Annotated in this window: 20 protein-coding genes; 10 read left to right on the top strand and 10 right to left on the bottom strand. The window is 60.6% G+C overall.

What is annotated here, in order from left to right:
• Positions 1-62 precede the first annotated feature (62 nt).
• The 10 genes from GGE33_RS18205 to GGE33_RS18160 form a co-directional block, all read right to left on the bottom strand.
• Complete coding sequence (locus tag GGE33_RS18205) at positions 63-461, bottom strand: RidA family protein (RefSeq protein WP_183826203.1); 399 nt, start codon at positions 459-461, stop codon at positions 63-65.
• Complete coding sequence (locus tag GGE33_RS18200) at positions 458-1,462, bottom strand: ABC transporter ATP-binding protein (protein ID WP_281388835.1); 1,005 nt, start codon at positions 1,460-1,462, stop codon at positions 458-460. The genes GGE33_RS18205 and GGE33_RS18200 overlap by 4 nt, the downstream gene beginning before the upstream one ends.
• A complete protein-coding gene (locus GGE33_RS18195; RefSeq protein WP_183826186.1) occupies positions 1,459-2,433 on the bottom strand; it encodes an ABC transporter ATP-binding protein in 975 nt (324 codons plus the stop codon). The genes GGE33_RS18200 and GGE33_RS18195 overlap by 4 nt, the downstream gene beginning before the upstream one ends.
• Positions 2,430-3,971 carry a gamma-glutamyltransferase family protein gene (locus tag GGE33_RS18190; RefSeq protein ID WP_183826183.1) on the bottom strand — a complete coding sequence of 514 codons (1,542 nt, stop codon included), beginning with the start codon at positions 3,969-3,971 and terminating at the stop codon, positions 2,430-2,432. The genes GGE33_RS18195 and GGE33_RS18190 overlap by 4 nt, the downstream gene beginning before the upstream one ends.
• A complete protein-coding gene (locus tag GGE33_RS18185) occupies positions 3,968-4,888 on the bottom strand; it encodes a polysaccharide deacetylase family protein (RefSeq protein WP_183826179.1) in 921 nt (306 codons plus the stop codon). The genes GGE33_RS18190 and GGE33_RS18185 overlap by 4 nt, the downstream gene beginning before the upstream one ends.
• Before the next feature lie 15 nt (positions 4,889-4,903).
• Positions 4,904-5,689, bottom strand: coding sequence for an SDR family NAD(P)-dependent oxidoreductase (locus GGE33_RS18180; RefSeq protein WP_183826176.1), 786 nt, complete (start codon positions 5,687-5,689; stop codon positions 4,904-4,906).
• A gap of 7 nt (positions 5,690-5,696) precedes the next feature.
• Positions 5,697-6,566 carry an ABC transporter permease gene (locus GGE33_RS18175; protein ID WP_183685652.1) on the bottom strand — a complete coding sequence of 290 codons (870 nt, stop codon included), beginning with the start codon at positions 6,564-6,566 and terminating at the stop codon, positions 5,697-5,699.
• On the bottom strand, positions 6,563-7,489 hold the full coding sequence (locus tag GGE33_RS18170; protein WP_183826173.1) for an ABC transporter permease subunit: 927 nt from the start codon (positions 7,487-7,489) through the stop codon (positions 6,563-6,565). Before GGE33_RS18170 ends, GGE33_RS18175 begins: the two co-directional genes overlap by 4 nt.
• A gap of 61 nt (positions 7,490-7,550) precedes the next feature.
• Positions 7,551-9,059 (bottom strand): ABC transporter substrate-binding protein, encoded by a 1,509-nt coding sequence (locus GGE33_RS18165; RefSeq protein ID WP_183826170.1) that lies wholly within the window; start codon positions 9,057-9,059, stop codon positions 7,551-7,553.
• 2 nt (positions 9,060-9,061) lie between these two features.
• Complete coding sequence (locus GGE33_RS18160) at positions 9,062-9,841, bottom strand: GntR family transcriptional regulator (protein WP_183826166.1); 780 nt, start codon at positions 9,839-9,841, stop codon at positions 9,062-9,064.
• A 335-nt stretch (positions 9,842-10,176) separates the two neighbouring features.
• On the opposite strand from GGE33_RS18160, the gene GGE33_RS18155 reads away from it, so the two are divergent.
• The 10 genes from GGE33_RS18155 (at position 10,177) to GGE33_RS18110 (ending at position 19,705) form a co-directional block, all read left to right on the top strand.
• Positions 10,177-11,679: an ABC transporter substrate-binding protein gene (locus GGE33_RS18155; protein WP_183826164.1), complete on the top strand. Its 1,503-nt coding sequence runs from the start codon at positions 10,177-10,179 to the stop codon at positions 11,677-11,679.
• A gap of 200 nt (positions 11,680-11,879) precedes the next feature.
• Positions 11,880-12,674, top strand: a complete 795-nt coding sequence (modA, locus tag GGE33_RS18150; RefSeq protein WP_183826161.1) for a molybdate ABC transporter substrate-binding protein — start codon at positions 11,880-11,882, stop codon at positions 12,672-12,674.
• Positions 12,675-12,725: 51 nt separating this feature from the next.
• Positions 12,726-13,442 carry a molybdate ABC transporter permease subunit gene (modB, locus tag GGE33_RS18145; protein WP_183826158.1) on the top strand — a complete coding sequence of 239 codons (717 nt, stop codon included), beginning with the start codon at positions 12,726-12,728 and terminating at the stop codon, positions 13,440-13,442.
• Complete coding sequence (gene modC / locus GGE33_RS18140; protein WP_183826155.1) at positions 13,439-14,500, top strand: molybdenum ABC transporter ATP-binding protein; 1,062 nt, start codon at positions 13,439-13,441, stop codon at positions 14,498-14,500. Before modB ends, modC begins: the two co-directional genes overlap by 4 nt.
• 121 nt (positions 14,501-14,621) lie before the next feature.
• Positions 14,622-15,677 carry a LacI family DNA-binding transcriptional regulator gene (locus GGE33_RS18135; protein WP_183826151.1) on the top strand — a complete coding sequence of 352 codons (1,056 nt, stop codon included), beginning with the start codon at positions 14,622-14,624 and terminating at the stop codon, positions 15,675-15,677.
• 73 nt (positions 15,678-15,750) lie between these two features.
• Positions 15,751-16,419, top strand: a complete 669-nt coding sequence (locus GGE33_RS18130; RefSeq protein ID WP_183826147.1) for an amino acid ABC transporter permease — start codon at positions 15,751-15,753, stop codon at positions 16,417-16,419.
• Between the two features lie 13 nt (positions 16,420-16,432).
• Positions 16,433-17,092 (top strand): amino acid ABC transporter permease, encoded by a 660-nt coding sequence (locus tag GGE33_RS18125; RefSeq protein ID WP_183826144.1) that lies wholly within the window; start codon positions 16,433-16,435, stop codon positions 17,090-17,092.
• Between the two features lie 50 nt (positions 17,093-17,142).
• Entirely contained in the window at positions 17,143-17,940 is a 798-nt protein-coding gene (locus tag GGE33_RS18120) for a transporter substrate-binding domain-containing protein (protein WP_148147038.1), read from the top strand.
• 24 nt (positions 17,941-17,964) lie between these two features.
• Positions 17,965-18,744 carry an amino acid ABC transporter ATP-binding protein gene (locus GGE33_RS18115; RefSeq protein WP_183685668.1) on the top strand — a complete coding sequence of 260 codons (780 nt, stop codon included), beginning with the start codon at positions 17,965-17,967 and terminating at the stop codon, positions 18,742-18,744.
• Between the two features lie 25 nt (positions 18,745-18,769).
• Positions 18,770-19,705, top strand: a complete 936-nt coding sequence (locus GGE33_RS18110; RefSeq protein ID WP_148147040.1) for a 2-hydroxyacid dehydrogenase — start codon at positions 18,770-18,772, stop codon at positions 19,703-19,705.
• Positions 19,706-19,708 lie beyond the last annotated feature (3 nt).

Here is a 19,708-nt window from a genome sequence, read left to right as displayed (position 1 = left end):
GGCCAGTCCCGCCGAACTGGCCTTAAATTGCACAAGCCTCTGCGTAGGATTGTAGCCTAACCTTAAGCGGCGGCGATTGCCTCGATCTCAAGCAGCCACTCGGGATCGTAGACATCCGTGATGATCGTCGAGAGAGCGACAAGATGCTCGCCCATCACCTCGAAGCGCACCTTTGCATTGATATCGCGGTCTTCATAACGCTTGAGGAAGGTCGTGACCTTGACCAGGTTAGACAGGCCCATTCCTGCGGCTTCGAGCTGGGCAATGACATTGGCCCAGCAAAGCCTTGCCTGCTCTTCGAAGCCTGCAGGCACCTTGCCGTCCTTGTCTGCCGGTATCTGCCCGCTGATGAACAGCAGCCTGCTGTGGCCGGATAGATCGACCGCCTGCGAATAGCGCCGATGCAGGGATTGCGGTGCGTTCTCGGCATTGACTGGTGTGATCTTCAGTTCGTCTGTCATGCAAAATACTCTTCATCATTGAGCCGGGACGCGCGCACATGGCATGCCGCCTGCTCCTGCATACCAACCTTGACGAGCGGCGGCGGCTCGCGTCGGCAGATCTCTTCGGCCAGCGGACAGCGGGTGACGAAAGAGCATCCGACCGGCGGATTGGCCGGGCTCGGCAGGTCGCCTGTCAGAATTATTCTTCTGCGGGCTCGTTGCGCGATCGGATCGGGCAGCGGTACGGCAGAAAGAAGCGCCTCGGTATACGGGTGAACCGGCCGCGCAAAAACCGCTTCCGTAGGCCCGGTCTCAACCAGTTTTCCCAGATACATGACCGCCACGCGATCGGCGAAGTGACGCACGACCGAAAGATCGTGGCTGATGAACAGGTAGGAGAGGCCGAAGCGCCTCTGCAGGTCGAGAAGCAGGTTGAGGATCTGCGACCGGATCGACACGTCCAGCGCCGAAACCGGCTCGTCGAGAATGAGCAGTTTCGGCTGCAGCGCCAATGCCCGTGCGATGACGATGCGCTGGCGCTGGCCGCCGGAAAATGCGTTTGGCCGCCGCTCTGCATGCTGCGGATGCAGGCCGACAAGCGAAAGCAGTTCGGCTACCCGCTCGGCCCGCGACTTCGCATCGCCCACGCCATGGATAGCCAGCGGTTCGGCAATGCTGTCGCCGACCGACATTTTCGGGTTGAGTGCCGAAACCGGATCCTGAAACACGGTCTGGATATCGCGGGAAAGCCGGATACGGGTCTGGCGTTCTCCATGCCTGACCTCCTCGCCGGCAAAGGAGATCGTGCCTGCGGTCGGGATCTGCATTCCAAGGACGGCCGCACCGAGCGTCGATTTTCCACATCCGCTTTCGCCGACCAGCGCCATGCTTTCGCCGGGAGCGATATCGAAATCGACGCCGTCCACGGCTTTCACATGACGGATATCGCGGCCCCACAGGCCTTTGTTGATGGGAAAATGGACTTTCAGTCCACGGACGGAGAGAAGAGGAGCCATCAGACAAGCGCCTCCACGCGATCGCTGTGCCAGCAGGCGGCGCGGCCGGTGTCGGGCCTTGGCGCAAGTGCCGGCAGTTCGCTCAGACACCTGTCGCCGGCCACCGGACAGCGTGGGTTGAAACGGCATCCGGCCGGCCATGAGCCGATATCAGGCACCGTGCCCTCGATGACCGGCAGTTCGGTCTTCGCTTGCCCGTCGAGCCGGGGGATGGTGGAAAGAAGAAGGCGCGTATAGGGGTGGCGCTGGCTGGTAAAGATCGTTTCGACCGGCGCCTCCTCGACGATCCGGCCGGAATACATCACCGCAACGCGGTCCGCCATATCCGCGACCACACCCATATCGTGGGTGATCAGCAGGATAGCCGTGCCCGTCTCGTCCCTCAGCCGTTTCATCAGTTCGAGGATCTGCGCCTGGATCGTCACGTCGAGCGCGGTCGTCGGCTCGTCGGCGATCAGGAGTTTCGGTCGACAGATCAGCGCCATGGCGATCATCGCGCGCTGGCACATGCCGCCGGAAAGCTCGAACGGATATTGCCGGTACCGCAGCTGCGGCTCGGGAATGCCGACCTCCGCCAGCATGTCGATGGCGGCGGCCTTGGCCTCACGGGACGAGACGCCGCGATGGATGATCACGCTTTCCTCGATCTGCCTGCCGATCGGCATCAGCGGATTGAGCGAGGCGACCGGTTCCTGGAAGATCATCGCCAGCTCAGCACCGCGAAGCAGCCGTCGCCGTTCCTCGCTGATGCTGACGAGATCGGAGCCGCCGAGCTCTACTCTGCCTCTGTCTATCTTCGCCACCTTGGGAAGCAACCCCATCACGGCAAAGGCCGTCATCGATTTGCCGCAGCCGGATTCTCCGACCAGCGAGAGGATCTCGCCCGCATCGATCGCAAGCGACACCCCGTCCACCACCGTATTGCCACGGATCGAGACAGAAAGATCGCTGACTTCGAGTAAAGGCCCGGTCATCGCACCTCCTCGGCCGTCGCAGCCCAAGGATGGTTCGGATGGGCCATGGCGACGAATTCATCGCCGTCGCGCATCACGGCGGAAGGGATGGCGAAGTTCACGGGATAAAGCGTGTCCTCGACGATCTCGACCGGAAACTCGCCGGACAGCCGGTTCGCGACATCGGCCCGCGCCCGGCGATCGACCATGATCGTCACCCCGCTCGCATCGATGCGCGGGCTCATGAATGCGTCTTCCAGAGACAGTCCGAAACAGGCCACATAGGAGAGAAGCTGCACGACTGCAGGCATGATCTGCCGTCCACCTGCGGCACCCAGCGCCATATATGGCCTGCCGTCGCGGGTGGCGATGATCGGGCACATGTTGGCGAGCGGCCGCACACCCGGTGCGATCGAATTCGGTTGTCCTTTTCGCGGATCGAACCACATCATGCCGTTATTCATCAGGAAGCCGGTCTGCGGCAGCACCACTTTTGAGCCGAAACGGGAGAGCAGCGTATTGGTCAGCGACACCATAGTGCCGGTAGAATCGACGACGCTGACATGGGTGGTGCAGCTTCCGCTGCCGGCATGGCCAAGGCTGCGCAGGCGGTGTTCCGATGCCCGGCGCAGCGCCCGCGCAAAAGCAAGCGCGCTCTTGCCGGACAGGGGATCTTCCGTCGGCAGGGTCTTGTCGAGTTCGGAAATCGCGTCGATCATCGTCGGCCCACCGGACAGCCCGCCCATGGCGTAGATGTCGAGGCCGCGATAACCGTGTTTCAGTGGTTCAAGCCAGCGCGGACGATAGCTCGCCAGATCCTCGGCCCCGATGGGCGATCCACCATCCTGCAGATCGGCAACGATCCTGCGGGCCGTCTCGCCCTCATAGAAGTCTCTCGCACCGGCCTTTGCCAGCCGCTCCAGCGTTGCAGCCTTTGCCGGCATCGGCAGAAAGGCGTCGACGCCGCGCTCGGGCGCACGCGGCGGGCGGCCATCGACCAGGAATATCTCGGATGAGGCGGGGAAACGCGAAAGCCCGGCAGCATCTATCGCCAGCGCCAGAACGGTAAACCAGTCGAGCCTGGTTCCCCGGCGCGCATGCTCGATCGCCGGCTGCAGAGCCTCTTCCCAGGTCAGCGTCCCGAATTTCTCCAGCGCTTCCGCCAGTCCCGCAATGGCGCCCGGCGTGCAGATCGAGGAATAACCGATGAGATTCCGGTCGCCGACGATCGATGGCCAGTTGAACCAGTCGCCATCGCGGCCGGCGGTCAGCGGATAATCTTCCGGATCAAGGTTCCCCGCCGAGATCACGTTGAAATCGAGCGTGTCTACAACGCCTGTAGTGCCATCCGCCCGTAGCATGAAACCACCGCCGCCGATGCCGGAAAGCCAGGGTTCGACGATGCTCAGCACGAGTGTCGTCACGACAGCCGCATCGACGGCGTTGCCCCCGCGCGAAAGCACGGCGGCGCCTGCTTCGGCTGCAAGTCGGTTCTGACAGGCGACCAGCCCGTTACGGCTGCGGGTCTCGCCCTTGCGAATGGTCCAGCTCTCGGTCATGCGTTCTTTCCAAATCGCCGCGCGCCGATCGGCTGTGGTATTCTTGCCTCGACGGCGAAGCGTTTTTGATTGGCAGAGCCCTGATGAAAACGGGCGATCTCGTCTGCGGTGGCCACCCAGGCCGCCGGCTCGGCCGCAATCTCCTGCAGCAGATCTTCGAGCAGCGCGATGCGCTGGGCGCGACCGGAAATCCAGTCATGTACGGTAAGGGTAAAAAGACCGCCGAAACGGTGCAGGGTGCGCCATTCGGATTTCCAGTCCTCCAGCACCATCCGGCCGGACTGCATGGGAAAACGATCCCGCCCGCCGCCTTCGAACTTGAAGAATATAGCGTCATCGACTGCCCATTGGACGGGGATTTCCGTCACGCCCTCGATCTCGTAAGGGTGGTCGAAGCCGGAAAGCGAGCTGTCATAGCTGAGACCGAGTCGCCTCACCTCGGACAGCATATGCGGCGTCATCTCCCAGGCGGGCGAGCGAAATCCGGTCGGGCGCTTGCCTGTCTGTTTGACAAACAGGTCGAGGCTCGCCTCGATCGCGCCGGTAAACTCGTCATCGGAAATTTCCGAGACGATCTCGTGGAAATATCCGTGCAGGCCAATCTCGTGCCCGGCATCCAGCAGGGCCGGCAGCATGTCCGGATGCTGTTCGGCGACATGGCCTGGCACGTAGAAACTCGCCTTGAAGCCGAACCGGGCGAAAAGTTCGACCAGCCGCCATAGCCCGGTGCGTGGGCCGAAATTGCGGATCTCGTGAGTGCCGAGCCGTTCCGGCGCACTGTCCCCTTGCGACCACAAAAAGGGAGAGTTGGCATCGACATCGACGGACAAAAGTACCGCGGACTGCTTTTCCTCCGGCCATTGATAGGCAGGGAAGGCGGAAAGTGGGGCAGCCGGATCGGGCTTCTCATCTGACATTGCGTCCTCCTCGGCCTAGAGGGCTTTCTTCTTGTCCTGGTATACGGCGAGCGATCCGATCGAATTGCCGCCATCGACGGCAAGCGTTGCGCCGGTGATGTAGGACGCGGCGGAAGACGACAGGAACAACACGGCATTCGACACGTCGTCGCTGCTTGATGCACGGCCGAGCGGAATGGCGTCGGTCACTGTCTTGATGTGTTCCTTGCTCAGGGCGCTGACGCTGCTGCCGGCCGCAAAACCCGGCTCGACGATGTTCACGCGAATACCGTATTCAGCAAGCTCGATGGCAAATCCCTTTGTCAGCCGATCGAGTGCGGTCTTGGAGGTCGAATAGGTTACGGCGGTGCGCCGCATCTTGCGGGCGGCACCTGAGGAAATGTTGACGATCGATCCCTTCACGCCCTTGCCGACCATCTGCCGGGCAAACAGTTTCGACAGATAGAAAGGCGCCCTGAGGTTCACGCCCATGATTGCGTCGAAATCGTCGATATCCATGTCGAGCAGAAAGCCCGAGGGATAGATGCCGGCATTGTTGACGAGAATATCCGGCGCACCCCATCGTTTGGCAATCTCGGCGGCGAAACGGTCCATGTCGGGCGAACTCATCAGGTTCGTCGTGATACCGAAAGCCTGATCTCCGTAGATGCCGACGGTTGCTGCCAGCGCTTCGGCGCGGTGGTCGGTGAGGCAGAGCTGCGCGCCGGCCTCCGCGAAGGCCTTGGTTATCCAGCCGCCGATGATGCCACAGGCACCTGTTACGATGACCTTCTTGTCGGCAAATTCATTCTTGAAATCCATGTCGGGATTACCTTGCTTTCGGATCGAGGCGGTCACGCACGTGGTCGCCGATCAGGTTGATCGATAAAACGAGAAGGAAGAGGGCAAGCCCGGGGAAGGTGGCGATCCACCAGGCCGTTGCCACATAGTTGCGGCCGGTCGAAAGCATCGCCCCCCAGCTTGCCGTCGGCGGCTGAACGCCGAGGCCGAGGAAGGAAAGCCCCGCTTCGAAAAGCACCATCAGGCCGAATTCGAGCGTCGCGACGACCGCAAGCGAGCCTGCAATATTCGGCAGCACATGCCGGCCGAGCAGCCGCAACCAGCTTGCGCCCATGAAATGCGACAGCCGCACATAGGGCATGTTGGCGACCGAAAGCGTCTGGCCATAGGCGACGCGCGCATAACGAGGCCAGCGGGTCAGCGCCAGCACGATGACCACGTTGACGAGGCCCGGCCCCATCACCGCAACGGTGATGATGGCAAACAGGATCGCCGGTACCGACAGCACGATATCGACCAGCCGCATGATGACGATCTCGACCCAGCCGCGATAAAAGGCGGCGATCATGCCCAATATGCTGCCGAGCGTGCCGGACAGGAGGACCGAAGAAAAGGCGACGAACAGCGAAATCCGTGCGCCGTAGATCAGCCGGCTCAGGACATCGCGCCCGAGTTCGTCCGATCCGAGAATATAGGTGACGCCGCGCGAGACAGTGCCGGGTGCCTTCAGCCGGGCAAGAAGGTTCTGCGTGTTCGGATCGACCGGCGCCACCAGCGGTGCGGCGAGCGCGAGCAGCACCATGGCTGTGATGATTATGAGGAAGGGCAGGGCAGCCCAGGGTATATTGGAGGACCGTGCCGGTTTGGTGGGCGCGACAGATTGTGGTTGCGCACTCATGAGCCGGCTCCCATGCGGATGCGCGGATCGATCAGGCTGTAAAGCAGGTCGGCAACGAGATTGAGGCCGATGGCCGTGATCGCGCCGAGCATAACCACACCCTGCACGACCATGAAGTCGCGGGCGGTGATCGCCTGTATGGTCAATTGTCCAAGCCCCGGCCAGGCAAACACCGTCTCGACAATGACCGCACCGGCCAGAAGATTGGCGATCTCCAGCGCCGAGACCGTCACGACCGGGATCGATGCATTGCGCAACAGGTGGCGGAAGATGATGCGGCGCATCGGCAGGCCCTTGGCGTGGCCGGTTCGCACATAATCCTTCTCCAGTTCGTCGAGCACGGCCGTCCTTGCAACGCGAGCGAACGTCGCCATCGACAAAAGGCCGAGCGCGATCGAAGGCATGACGATGCTCGACAGTTCACGCGCACCCGATGGCGGTGCCCAGCCGAGCCAGACGCCGAAGACCATGATCATCAGGATGGCGCTCCAGAAGGTCGGCATGGATTGTCCGGCAAGCACGAGGGCGGAAAGCAGCCGCGCGATCGGCCTGCCGCGGCGGATCGCAAGCGTGATGCCGACCGGAATGCCGATCCCGAAGGCCACCACCAGCGCACCGGCGGCCAGCATCAGCGTATAGGGAACGCGGGTCCAGATCAGTTCGGCGACCGGGATGTTCTGCACGTAGCTGCGCCCGAGATCGAAGAACATGAGGTTGCTGATATATTCGAGATACTGGATGGCGACCGGCCGGTCGAAGCCAAGCGCGATCCTCATCCGGTCGACATCCGCCTGCGAGGCATCCATCGGCACCAGCAGCAGAACCGGGTCGCCAGCCAGCCGCTGCAGGAAGAAAATCAGGGTCATCACGCCGAAGATGGCGATCAGCGCTTGAAAAAGGCGCTTGGCAAAGAAAATCGGCACTTGCTTTTCCGCTGGTTGGGAGGGCAGCGATCCGACGATTGCAGATCGCTGCCGGCTTCCATCAGTCGTTCCAGGACATACGGTTCAGGAACATGCTTTCGTTGGCGGTCGGCTGCCATTCAAGGTTTTTGGCTCCGCCGTAAAGAACGGCAGCTTCGTAGAGCGGTACCATCGGCACGTCGTCGGCGACAAACTTGGCGACGCCGTCATAGGCCTGCTGGCGTTCCTTGTCATCGAGCGTATTGCGGGCGGCGACAAGCAGCGCATCGATCTTCGGATCCCGCAGTGACGACCACGAGCTTGAGGAATGCAGAAGCGGGAAGAGCACGCCGTCGACATCCTGGCAGGCGCAGGACCAGCGGCCGAAGGCGAAATTCGCCTGCTGCGCCGGTTCGCTCTGGGCACGCTTCAGATACGCGGCCATGTCGGTCAGCTGGATATCGACATTAAAGCCGACATCGGAAAGCATCTGGGCGAGCGCCTGTACGATACGCTGGTCGAAGACAGGCGAGGTCGCAAACGAAAGCTTGGTCTTGCCGGCGCCTGTCTCCTCGACGATCTTCTTGGCGCCTTCCGGGTCGAATTCCACGTTCTTCAGGTTAGGCACGAAACCGAAATAGGTATCGTTCGCCATCTGGCTTGCCGGCTTGTCGAAGCCGCCAAGCAGGCCTTCGACAATGCCCTGCTTGTCGATCGCCATGGCGACAGCCTGGCGGACTTTCGGGTTGTCGAGTGGCGCGATTGTCGGGTTGAGCTTCAGATAGGCGATACGCTCCGTCAGCGCACTCAGCACCTTGGCCGAACCACTGCCTTCCAGCTGCTTTGCCTGGTCGGCATCGAGTGTCACGATCAGATCTGCATTGCCGGCCTGGAGATCGGCAAGGCGCGTTGCGGCATCGGGAACTGCGCGAAATTCGGCCTTTTCGAACGGTCCCTTATCGCCCCAGTAATCGGCATTGCGGGAAAGTGCGACCAGCGAGCCGCGGTCCCAGCGGTCGAACTTGTAGGGGCCGGAGCCGACGGGTGCCGCATTGAAGGCGTCGTCGCCGATTTTCTCGACCACATGCTTCGGCACGATCGACAGCTTTACCAGCTGCGCAAGCAGAACCGGATAAGGTCCGTTCGTGGTAATCGTGACCTCGTTCTCGCCTGTCACCGCAGCCGACTTGATCTTGTTGAACTGGCTGAGCTGCGGGCTCTTGAAGGCCGGATCGATGATCCGCGTGACCGAGAAGGCGACATCCTCGGCGGTCAGTTTCTCGCCGTCATGAAACTTCACGTCGCTGCGCAGCTTGAAGACGACTTCGGAAGGAGACTTGTATTCCCAGCTTGTTGCGATCTGCGGTGCGATCTTTCCCGCATCGTCGCGAGTGATCAGGTTGTCGAAGACGTTGCGGTAGACGTAATAGCTGTCGGGGTTCCACTGCTTCTGCGGATCGAGCGAGGATGGCTCGTTCACCAGATCGACGACGAACATGTCCTTGGCGCTCGCGGGGCCGCTAAGGAAAGTTGCTCCGCCCAGAGCGGCGGCAAGCAGAAGTGCCGAAGTAATACGTCTCAAACCTGGCATTGTCAGTTCGTCCTTGTTCGTTCCTGGTTCGGTTGAAATTCATTGGTCTCGGCCTTGGTCCTTGCGGCCCGCTTGCGGCGGGTGACCGGTTCGTTAAGGATGGCCGAAGATTCAAGAAAGCGTGCTGCAAGATAGGCTTCCAGCTGGTCGGTCGCTGCGGCGAAATGCGCCCTGGCGCCTTCGCTGTCGCCAGCAAGCATGCAGGCTCCAAGTGCCGCACGGTCGGCTCCCTTAAGCTTTGCCGTGCTGCGTGCCTCGAAGAATGTGACGAGCCGCGCCGAACGATCCCAAAGGTCGAAAAGCCAGCCGCTCACCGTCGGCATGTTGAGCCGTGTTGCCAGCAGTGAAAGCAGGTCGCGTTCGGCGCGCCGCAGCGTTCCCTGCAGATCGAGCGACGGGTCGCTGCGTCCGTGAAGGGCAGCATACATGTCGCACAGCTTGGCCACATGTGCCTGGTCCGCCTCGGTCAGTTTCACCTCCGCCAGAATGGCTTCCAGATGCCGCCGCCCGGCAACGATCTCGCGAATCTCGCCGGCAGAAACCGGGGCGACCTGCCAGCCGCTTCTGGGTGCCGCCGTCACAAGGCCGCTCGCCTGAAGGCGCTGCAGGGCCATGCGCACCGCACCGCGGCCGATGGCGAACTCATCGCAAAGCCGGGCTTCCGAAAGCACTTCGCCGGGCTTCAATACGCAATGCACGATTGCACTGCGCAGCGTCTGTTCGGCAGAGAGACCTTTGCCCAGACCGGGCACCGGCGACGAATAGGCATCACTATCAAGCATTCTGGTATCTCAATTCGTTATTCTGGCAGCCGAAATGGCCGTCCTCTGATCCCTTCATCGTCAGATTCACGAAACTTGTCAAAGCTGATTCCTGGAGCCGACCGTGTTCGGCCATACCCTCTAACCTTCAGCTCTTCCGGCTTTCTGGCATCAGGCTGTTCACCTCGACAATCAGGATTGCATAGCGAAATTTAAGATGTCAACATGAGTTTATGAAATGTCATTTATTTTAATTGACATCTCAGAATTAGAATAAAGTTGCATGACCTGTGCCGGTCTGCAGTTCAAGCTAAGGCGTTTCGAGAACTGATTTTCGCTGATAAGGGGAACAACTCATGCGATCACACAGGCATATTCTCGCTGGCATCATTTTCGCCGCAACCAGCATTGCATTACCGTTACAGGCTTACGCCTCTAAGGATCTTTTTGTCATTGATCTGCCGGGTGAGCCGTCGTCGCTTGACCCGCATGTCCAGTGGAATCCAGACAGCTACAACGTCTATCGCAACGTCTTCGACAACCTCGTCACGCGTGATGACGAGGGCAAGATCGTCCCGCAGATTGCCACCAGCTGGGACTATCTTTCCGACACACAGATCCGCTTCAAGATCCGCGATGACGTCACCTTCCATGATGGGACTAAGCTGACGGCCGAAGATGTCGCCTTCTCGGTGAAGCGCATCACCGATCCCGCCTTCGCCAGCCCCCAACTCGGACAGTTCAACCAGATCACCGATGCGGTCGCTGACGATCCGACGACGATGACGCTGACCACCAACGGCCCGTATCCGCCTCTCTTCGCGCAGTTGGTCAAACTGTCGATCGTGCCGAAGGCCGTGGTCGAGAAAGTAGGCAAGGACGCCTTCAATCTCAGCCCTGTTGGCTCTGGCCCGTACAAGTTCGAAAAATGGCAACGCGGCGTCGAGGTGACGCTCGCGCGCAATGAGAGCTATTGGGGTGACAAGGGAGCCTTCCCGAAAGCCGTCTTCCGCGCCGTGCCGGATGCCGCTACCCGCGTTGCCAATCTGCAGGCTGGTGCGAGTGATCTTGCGACCTATCTGAACGGCGACCTTGTTGCGCAGATCCAGTCGTCGGGCAAGGGCAAGGCGCTGGTCGGCAATACGGAGCGTGTCGCCTATCTCGGCATGAATGTCACCAAGGCGCCGCTCGACAAGCCTGCGGTTCGCGAGGCAATCGCCATGGCGATCGACAAGGTCGGCATTGCCGAGGGCATTCTCGCGACCGGAGAAAAGCCGGTCCCGGAAATCGCCTCACCCGCCCATATGGGCTGGGTCGAAGGCATCGAGGCGCCGCCTTTCGATGCGGCCAAGGCAAAGGAGATCATCTCTTCCACGCCCGGCGCGGACACACCCATCAAGCTCCTGACTTCGCCGGTCTACGACCAGCGCGTCGTGCAGGCGATCCAGCAGATGCTCAACGATGCCGGCATGAAGATCGAGATCGAGATGACCGACATGCCCAACTGGCTGAAGCAGATGCAGGGCGGCCCGAGCGTCATTCCCGCAATCGCCTTCAGCCGTTGGAGCTGCGGATGCCAGGATGCCGACGGAATTCTCTATCCGCTGCTGCATTCGTCGAGCGGCTGGTCGAGCATAAAGAATGCCGAGATCGATGCAGCGCTCGATCTGGCCCGCAAGTCGCTGTCGCAGGACGAGCGACTGGCCGCCTACAAAAAGGTGCATGAGAAGGTGAATGCGAAAAACCTCATCATCCCGCTCTATCAGGCCTCAGTCGTCTACGGCGCCGCCGAACAGGTCTCCTTCACGCCGACGCCGAACGAAAGCATTTTCCTCAACCGGATCGAATGGAAGGATTGAGCGTCGCCTCGTGGAGGAGGTTGTCTCGACCTCCTCCAGCGATATTTACGCTCCCCCGCCGAGCCGGGATTGGTTGGTGCGTGACGATCGACAAAAGTGCTCCGCGAAAAATCATTATATCCGGATAAATATAACGCTGGCCAAGGTGGCGCGTCTCGATATATTTGCCGGGATATTTCGATGATTGAGGGAGCCTGACAATGAAAATCGTTGACCGTCGCTGGATCAATAAAGCCGTAGTTGCGGCCGCAATGACCTTCACCGTCATGGCATCGGCCATGACGCCTGCCTCCGCGCAGGAAAAAGTCACCGTATTTGCCGCCGCCAGCATGAAAAACGCGCTCGACGCAGCCAACAAGGCCTGGAGCGCTGAAACCGCTAAGGAAGTGACTGCCTCCTATGCGGCAAGTTCGGCGCTTGCAAAACAGATCGAAAGTGGTGCGCCGGCAGACATCTTCATCTCGGCCGACCTCGACTGGATGAAATATGTCTCCGACAAGAAGCTGGTGAAGGAAGACACGAAGTCCAACTGGCTGGGCAACCGCATCGTGCTGGTCGCTCTGAAGGAAAATGCAAAGCCTGTGGATATCAAACAGGGTTTTGACCTTGCAGCTCTGCTCAACGGCGGCAAGCTCGCCATGGGCGCTCCTGACAGCGTTCCGGCCGGCAAATACGGCAAGGCGGCACTCCAAAAGCTCGGCACCTGGGCATCCGTTGAAAAGAGCGTTGCCGGTGCCGAAAGCGTGCGTGCCGCACTTGCACTCGTCTCCCGCGGTGAAGCGCCTTACGGCATCGTCTACGCAACCGACGCCGCCGCCGATCCGGGTGTTGCCGTCGTCGGCACCTTCCCGGAAGAAAGCCATGCTCCGATCATCTACCCGATCGCTATCCTGTCCGAATCCAAGGCGCCGGATGCTAGCGCCTATCTCGACTATCTGAAGTCCGCCAAGGCCGCTCCCTTCTTCGAGAAGGAAGGTTTTACGGTTCTGAAGTAACGTCTTGAACAACAGGAAATGGCGGCTTCCGCTTCAGCGGAGGCCGTTTTCATGCGGAGTGGATCGTTGGACTGGCTGGTATTGAGCGATGAGGAATGGGTGGCGATCAGGCTCAGCCTCTGGGTCTCCGGCATTGCCATGATCGTCAGCCTGCCCTTCGGCATCGTTACCGCCTATCTCCTGGCGCGGGGAAAATTCTGGGGCAAGTCGATCCTCAACGGCATCGTCCATCTGCCGCTGATCCTGCCGCCTGTCGTTACCGGTTTCATGCTGCTCGTGCTTTTCGGCCGCCGCGGCGTCATCGGCTCTTTCCTCAACGAATATCTCGGCATCGTTCTTTCCTTCCGCTGGACGGGGGCTGCGCTTGCCTGCGGCGTTATGGGGTTTCCGCTTATGGTGCGCTCCATCCGCCTGTCGATCGAGAGCGTCGATCACAAGCTGGAGGAGGCCGCCGGAACGCTCGGCGCAAGCCCTGCCTGGGTGTTTCTCACCGTCACGCTGCCGCTGATCCTGCCCGGCATCATCGCCGGCATGATCCTCGCATTTGCAAAGGCGATGGGCGAGTTCGGTGCGACGATCACCTTCGTCTCCAACATTCCGGGCGAAACGCAGACGCTGTCTGCGGCCATCTACACCTTCACTCAGGTGCCGGGCGGCGATCTCGGCGCCATGCGCCTCACCATCGTCGCGATCGTCATTTCCTTTGCCGCATTGCTCGCGTCGGAACTGCTTGCTCATGTCGTTGGAAAGAGGGTGAGCCCGCAATGACCCTTCTCGTCGAAGCAAGACAAAAGCTTGGCGCCTTCTCGCTCGACGCCGGCTTTTCATCCGAAGGCGGGGTCACCGCGCTGTTCGGCCGCTCGGGGTCCGGCAAGACGTCGATGGTCCGGATCATCGCGGGTCTTTCGAAACCCGACCATGGTCGGCTGGTGATCGATGGCGAAGTGCTGGTCGATACGGAAAAACGCATTTTCGTGCCCAAGCACAAGCGGCGTTTCGGCTATGTCTTTCAGGAAGGCCGGCTTTTCCCGCATCTCTCGGTCCGCCAGAACCTCACCTATGGCCGCTGGTTCGCGCCAAAGAATGCACAATCGGCCGAGTTCGACCGGATCATCGACATGCTTGGCATCGATGCGCTGCTGGAGCGGCGGCCCGGTGGCCTGTCCGGTGGCGAAAAGCAGCGCGTGGCGATCGGCCGTGCCCTGCTGTCAGCGCCGCGCCTCCTGTTGATGGACGAACCGCTCGCAGCACTCGACGAAGCCCGCAAGGCCGAAATCCTCCCCTATCTGCAGCGATTGCGCGACGAGACGGCAACGCCGATCGTCTATGTCAGTCATTCGGTTGCCGAGGTGGCGCAGCTCGCCGACAAGGTGGTGATGATGAAGGATGGCCGGGTCGAAGCAACCGGTACACCATCCGAAATTCTCTCACTGCCATCCACCGACCGACGGGAAGCCGGTGCGGTACTGTCCGGCACAGTTCAGATGGTGGATACCGCGCACGGCCTTTCAACGGTCAATCTTTCGGCGGCCAGCATGACTGTGCCGACCGCAAGGCTTGTCGCCGGCCAGAACGTGCGCATTCATATTCCCGAACGGGATGTGATGGTCGCGACGATCCGCCCGGAAGGCCTGAGCGCGCTCAATATCATCGAAGGACATGTGTATTCGATCGAGCCGGATGGCGAGGGAATGGCGCGTATCCATATCCGCTCAGGTGACGATATCGTGCTTGCCCGCATCACCAAGCTCTCGGTGGAGCGGCTGCAGCTTGCCGTCGACAAATCCATCTTTGCGGTCATCAAGACGGTCGCTCTGGAGCGATAGGATACACTGTCGGAAACTGAGGGTAATCGATTTTCGTGCTCGCCGAAGGATTGACCGAGGATTGATAGCGATCAATCTATAGGCGCAATACTGCTTCGGCTCGGGAGGACGATGCACAGCCATGTTATCCGAAGGCCGAAAGAAAAATCGCGTCACGCTGCTGGATGTTGCCCGTCATGCCAGCGTCTCGCGCGCAACAGCGTCGCTCGTCATCCGCAAGAGCCCGCTGGTCAGTACCGAGACCCGCGCCAAGGTCGAGGCGGTGATGCAGGAGCTCGGTTATGTCTACAATATGGGCGCGGCAAGGCTCAGGGCCGATCGCAGCCTGACGATCGGCGTCGTCATTCCAAACCTCGTCAATCCGTTCTTTACCGAATTGCTCGCCGGCATCGATCGGGTCATCGATGCGGCCGGCATGGTGGTGATCCTGGTCAATAGCGGAGACCTCGTCGCCCGTCAGGAAACATTGCTGACGCGCATGCGCGAACACGGCGTTGATGGCATCATTCTCTGCCCGGCCGCTGAAACGGAGATGTCGCTGGTCGAGAAGATGGTCGAATGGGACCTGCCACTCGTCCAGGTCCTGCGCCGCGTTACCGACGATTGCGATTATGCCGGTGTCGATTATGCTTTTGGCATGCGCCAGGCGGTGGATCATCTGGCGGAACTCGGGCATCGGGATATCGCTTTCGCCCTGCATGGTCCGGTTCATTCGGCCTACCAGGAGCGGGTCGACGGCTTTCGTGACGCAATGCAGGCGCGTGGGCTCGACCCCGAAAATGTCATCCGCGTGCCGCACCAGATTGCCGCAATCGCGGAGGCCGCCGGATTGTTTACCGAAGGTTCGCGTCGATCGAGCGCAGTCGTCTGCTTTAACGATGTCGTCGCTCTCGGCCTCTCTGCCGGGCTCTACGATCTCGGCATCAGCATTGGTCGCGATTTCTCGCTGGTGGGTTTTGACGATGTCGCGGATGCCGAGGCAATGCGCCCGCGCCTGACATCCGTTGCAACCTTTCCCGAAGCGATCGGGGAAGGAGCTGCAAAGCTGCTTCTGGATCGATTGGCCCAGCCGGATCTGGCGCCTCGCAAACTCGTGAAGGCACCGCAACTGCATATTCGCCAATCAAGCGCCATTTGGCGTGGAAGCAGCTTGGGAAGACAGCAAGAATCGGGTTGACGCTGTCGGACAACTGATTTAGATCGATCTAAATCGTCGCATGGAGGTGCGGCATACGAGCGCGGAGGAGCCCTTGTACACTTTCAATTTCGAGCCCGTATTGGCGGGTTTTGACAAGCTCCTGCTCGGCGCCTGGGTAACGGTGCAGCTGTCCTGCGCGGCGATGGTGATCGGCCTGATCCTGTCGATCCTCTGTGCCGCCGGCAAGACGTCGCGGGTTGCGCCGCTGCGCTGGGTCATCGATGCCTATATCGAGATCATCCGCAACACGCCCTTCCTGGTGCAGATCTTCTTCATCTTCTTCGGCCTGCCGTCGCTCGGCATCCGGTTGTCGCCCAACAGTGCGGCACTCGTCGCGCTGGTGGTGAATTTCGGCGCCTACGGCACGGAAATCATCCGCGCCGGCATCGAGTCGATCCAGAAGGGCCAGGTCGAGGCAGGTACCGCGCTCGGCCTCTCCAAGCTGCAGATCTTTCGCTACATCATCATGAAGCCGGCGCTCCGGACGGTTTACCCGGCGCTGACCAGCCAATTCATCTATCTGATGCTGACCTCCAGCGTGGTCTCCGCGATCTCCGCCGATGATCTGGCTGCTGCCGGCAATGACCTGCAGTCGGCGACCTTCGCCAGCTTCGAGGTCTATATCATCATCACGGCCATGTATCTCATCATGTCGATCGGGTTTTCCGCGGTCTTCTCGATGATTGAAAAGGCCGCCTTCAGATATCCGTTGAGCCGCTGAGGAGGGCCGGATCATGCTTATCAGACCTTTTGGCATCAACGAGTTCTGGATCATCGTCATGGCAGCGCAGTGGACGATTGCGCTTTCCGCAATCGCCTTTGCCGGCGGTGGTGTCGGTGGTCTGCTGATCGCGCTTGCCCGCGTCTCCGATGCGAAATGGCCGCGGCTGCTTGCCACCGGTTTCATCCGCGTCTTCCAGGGCACGCCGCTCTTGATGCAGCTCTTCCTGGTGTTCTTCGGCATGAACATTATGGGCTTTGCCATCAATCCGTGGATCGCGGCGGCCGTCGCGCTGACCCTGCATGCCAGCGCGTTTCTGGGGGAAATCTGGCGCGGCTGCATCGAGGCGATCCCGCCCGGCCAGCGTGAAGCGGCAACCGCCCTTGGCCTGCGCTATGTCAACCGCATGCGCTACATCATCCTGCCGCAGGCAAGCCGGATCGCGATTGCCCCGACGGTCGGTTTTCTGGTGCAGCTGATAAAGGGCACCTCGCTTGCCGCGATCATCGGTTTCACCGAGCTCACGCGTCAGGGCCAGATCATCAACAATGCGACATTCAGCCCGTTCATGGTGTTCGGCACCGTGGCTGCAGTCTATTTCATCCTGTGCTGGCCGCTGTCGCTGCTCGCACGTCGCATGGAAGTGAAGTTTTCCCGGTCGACAACGCGTTGACCGGTCCTTAGCCGGCGGGAGGATGCCGGTGGACAAGAAAGGGTAGGAACATGAGCATTTCGAGACGCATGGCAATGGCCGGCATCGGCGCCGCACTGGTCATAGGGGCAACCGCTTCGTTCGCATCGGCACAGACGGTCGAAACCATCAAGTCGGCCGGCACGGTCAAGATCGGCATGATGGTCGACTTTCCGCCATTCGGCATCATGAACACGTCGAACGAGCCGGACGGTTATGACGCCGACGTTGCCAAGCTGCTCGGCAAGGAATGGGGCGTCAAGGTCCAGATCGTTCCGGTCACCGGCCCGAACCGCATTCCCTACCTGCAGAGCAACCAGGTAGACCTGCTCGTCGCCTCGCTCGGCATCACCGAAGAACGCGCCAAGAATGTAGACTTCTCGCAGCCCTATGCCGGCATCTCGATCGGCGTCTTCGGCGCTTCCGACACCAAGGTTTCCAAGCCGGAAGACCTGTCGGGCAAGACGATCGGCGTCGCCCGTGCATCCACGCAGGATACGGCCGTCACCAAGGTCGCTCCGAAGGACGCCAAGATCCAGCGTTTCGATGACGATGCCAGCGCCGTTCAGGCACTGCTGTCCGGTCAGGTCGAACTGATCGGCGTTTCCAACGTCGTCGCCACCCAGATCGAGCAGGCAGCTCCGGGCCGTTTCGACCAGAAACTGCAGCTCAGCCAGCAGGTTCAGGGTATCGCCGTTCGCAAGGGTTCGGCTGAATTGTTGACCGCTGTCAACGCTTTCGTCGAAAAGGCCAAGGCGGATGGCGAGTTGAACAAGATCCACGAAAAGTGGCTCGGTTCGCCGCTGCCGGATTTCGTCGCCAAGAAGTAATTTAAGACTGAAGGAGTTCCTCGCATGACCGAGGCAAAAGCGAACGCAACAGCGGCGGCCGTGCGCGGGACTTCCGATCTGGCCGTGCATATGGAAGGCGTCAACAAGTGGTATGGCGCCTACCACGCCCTCAAGGACATCAACCTCGAGGTCAATCGCGGTGAGCGCATCGTCATCTGCGGGCCGTCCGGCTCGGGCAAGTCGACGCTGATCCGCTGCATCAACCAGCTGGAAATCATCCAGCAGGGCCGCATTGTCGTTGATGGTCACGACCTGACCGCCGGCGGCAAGAATGTCGATCTGGTCCGCCAGGAAACCGGCATGGTTTTCCAGAGCTTCAACCTCTTTCCGCATATGACCGTGCTCGAAAACTGCACGCTCGCGCCGATGAAGGTACGCGGCATTTCCAAGGCCGAAGCCGAGAAGACGGCGCGTCGGTTCCTTGAGCGTGTCCGCATTCCCGAACAGGCTGAAAAATACCCGGCGCAACTTTCCGGTGGCCAGCAGCAGCGTGTGGCGATTGCCCGCGCGCTCTGCATGAACCCGAAGATCATGCTGTTCGACGAGCCGACCTCCGCGCTCGACCCGGAAATGGTCAAGGAAGTGCTCGATACGATGATCGACCTTGCCAAGGAAGGCATGACCATGCTTTGCGTAACGCACGAGATGGGATTCGCGCGTCAGGTGGCCGACCGGGTGATCTTCATGGATCGCGGTGAAATTCTGGAAATGGGGCCGCCGGATACATTCTTCGAAAACCCGAAGAACGAGCGTCTGAAGAACTTCCTCGGCCAGATCGCCTGATCCAAAATCGATAAGGATACTGCAGATGAAACCGGACCTCCTGCTTCTCGAACAGATGATGAAGCCGATCGAGGAACAGCTCGATGCGCTCTACACCGTGCATCGCGCCTATGACCCAAGCCAGAAACAGTCGATCGAGGAAGCGCTGCCGCGCATCCGTGCGGCTGCAACCGGCGGCGGCGGCGGCATTTCCAAGGAGTGGATCGAAAAGCTGCCGAACCTCGGCGTTGTCGCCGTCAACGGCGTCGGCACTGATAAGATCGACCTGAAATTCGCTCGCGAGCGCAATATCGATGTCGCGACCACGCTCGGCGTGCTGACCGATGATGTCGCCGATGTCGGCATCGCCCTTATCCTCGCTACTCTCCGCCAGGTCGTTGCCGGTGATGCCTATGTCCGCAGCGGCAACTGGAAGAAGGGCGGTTTCCCGCTCGCCACCAGCCCCAAGGGCAAGAAGCTCGGCATTCTCGGCCTCGGCCAGATCGGCAAGGCCGTCGGCCGCAAGGCGGAAGCCTTCGGCATGGACGTTCGCTACTGGAACCGCTCGCCGGTCAAGGACACGAGCTGGAAAGCCTGCGCCACGCCGCTCGATCTCGCGAGCGACAGCGACGTTCTCTGCGTCGTCATCTCCGCCAATGCCGAGACCTTCAATATCGTCAATGCCGAGATGCTCGAAGCACTTGGTCCGAACGGTTATCTCATCAATATCGCCCGTGGCACGGTGGTCGATGAAGACGCGCTGCTTGCGGCCCTGACCTCCGGCAAGATCGCCGGTGCCGGCCTCGATGTTTTCGTCAACGAGCCGAATATCCGCGAGGAATTCTTCACCGCGCCGAACACCGTGCTTCTGCCGCATGTCGGCAGCGCGACGCATGAAACCCGCATGGGCATGGGCGAAATGGTCCTGAAAAACCTTGCTGCCTACTTCGCCGGCGAAAAGCCGCCGACCACCGTCAACTGAGGA

Origin of the sequence: Aliirhizobium cellulosilyticum, assembly GCF_014198105.1 — a bacterium.
GTDB lineage: Bacteria > Pseudomonadota > Alphaproteobacteria > Rhizobiales > Rhizobiaceae > Neorhizobium > Neorhizobium cellulosilyticum.
The sequence above is the reverse complement of the archived record's forward strand: the minus strand, read 5'-3'. Positions and strand labels throughout refer to the sequence as shown.

Bases quoted from the DNA above. Each gene is read 5' to 3' on its own strand.
- GGE33_RS18205 (WP_183826203.1), bottom strand. From the start codon at position 461: ATGACAGACGAACTGAAGATCACACCAGTCAATGCCGAGAACGCACCG.
- GGE33_RS18195 (WP_183826186.1), bottom strand. From the start codon at position 2,433: ATGACCGGGCCTTTACTCGAAGTCAGCGATCTTTCTGTCTCGATCCGT.
- GGE33_RS18190 (WP_183826183.1), bottom strand. From the start codon at position 3,971: ATGACCGAGAGCTGGACCATTCGCAAGGGCGAGACCCGCAGCCGTAAC.
- GGE33_RS18185 (WP_183826179.1), bottom strand. From the start codon at position 4,888: ATGTCAGATGAGAAGCCCGATCCGGCTGCCCCACTTTCCGCCTTCCCT.
- GGE33_RS18180 (WP_183826176.1), bottom strand. From the start codon at position 5,689: ATGGATTTCAAGAATGAATTTGCCGACAAGAAGGTCATCGTAACAGGT.
- GGE33_RS18175 (WP_183685652.1), bottom strand. From the start codon at position 6,566: ATGAGTGCGCAACCACAATCTGTCGCGCCCACCAAACCGGCACGGTCC.
- GGE33_RS18165 (WP_183826170.1), bottom strand. From the start codon at position 9,059: ATGCCAGGTTTGAGACGTATTACTTCGGCACTTCTGCTTGCCGCCGCT.
- GGE33_RS18160 (WP_183826166.1), bottom strand. From the start codon at position 9,841: ATGCTTGATAGTGATGCCTATTCGTCGCCGGTGCCCGGTCTGGGCAAA.
- GGE33_RS18155 (WP_183826164.1), top strand. From the start codon at position 10,177: ATGCGATCACACAGGCATATTCTCGCTGGCATCATTTTCGCCGCAACC.
- modA (WP_183826161.1), top strand. From the start codon at position 11,880: ATGAAAATCGTTGACCGTCGCTGGATCAATAAAGCCGTAGTTGCGGCC.
- modB (WP_183826158.1), top strand. From the start codon at position 12,726: ATGCGGAGTGGATCGTTGGACTGGCTGGTATTGAGCGATGAGGAATGG.
- modC (WP_183826155.1), top strand. From the start codon at position 13,439: ATGACCCTTCTCGTCGAAGCAAGACAAAAGCTTGGCGCCTTCTCGCTC.
- GGE33_RS18135 (WP_183826151.1), top strand. From the start codon at position 14,622: ATGTTATCCGAAGGCCGAAAGAAAAATCGCGTCACGCTGCTGGATGTT.
- GGE33_RS18125 (WP_183826144.1), top strand. From the start codon at position 16,433: ATGCTTATCAGACCTTTTGGCATCAACGAGTTCTGGATCATCGTCATG.
- GGE33_RS18120 (WP_148147038.1), top strand. From the start codon at position 17,143: ATGAGCATTTCGAGACGCATGGCAATGGCCGGCATCGGCGCCGCACTG.
- GGE33_RS18115 (WP_183685668.1), top strand. From the start codon at position 17,965: ATGACCGAGGCAAAAGCGAACGCAACAGCGGCGGCCGTGCGCGGGACT.
- GGE33_RS18110 (WP_148147040.1), top strand. From the start codon at position 18,770: ATGAAACCGGACCTCCTGCTTCTCGAACAGATGATGAAGCCGATCGAG.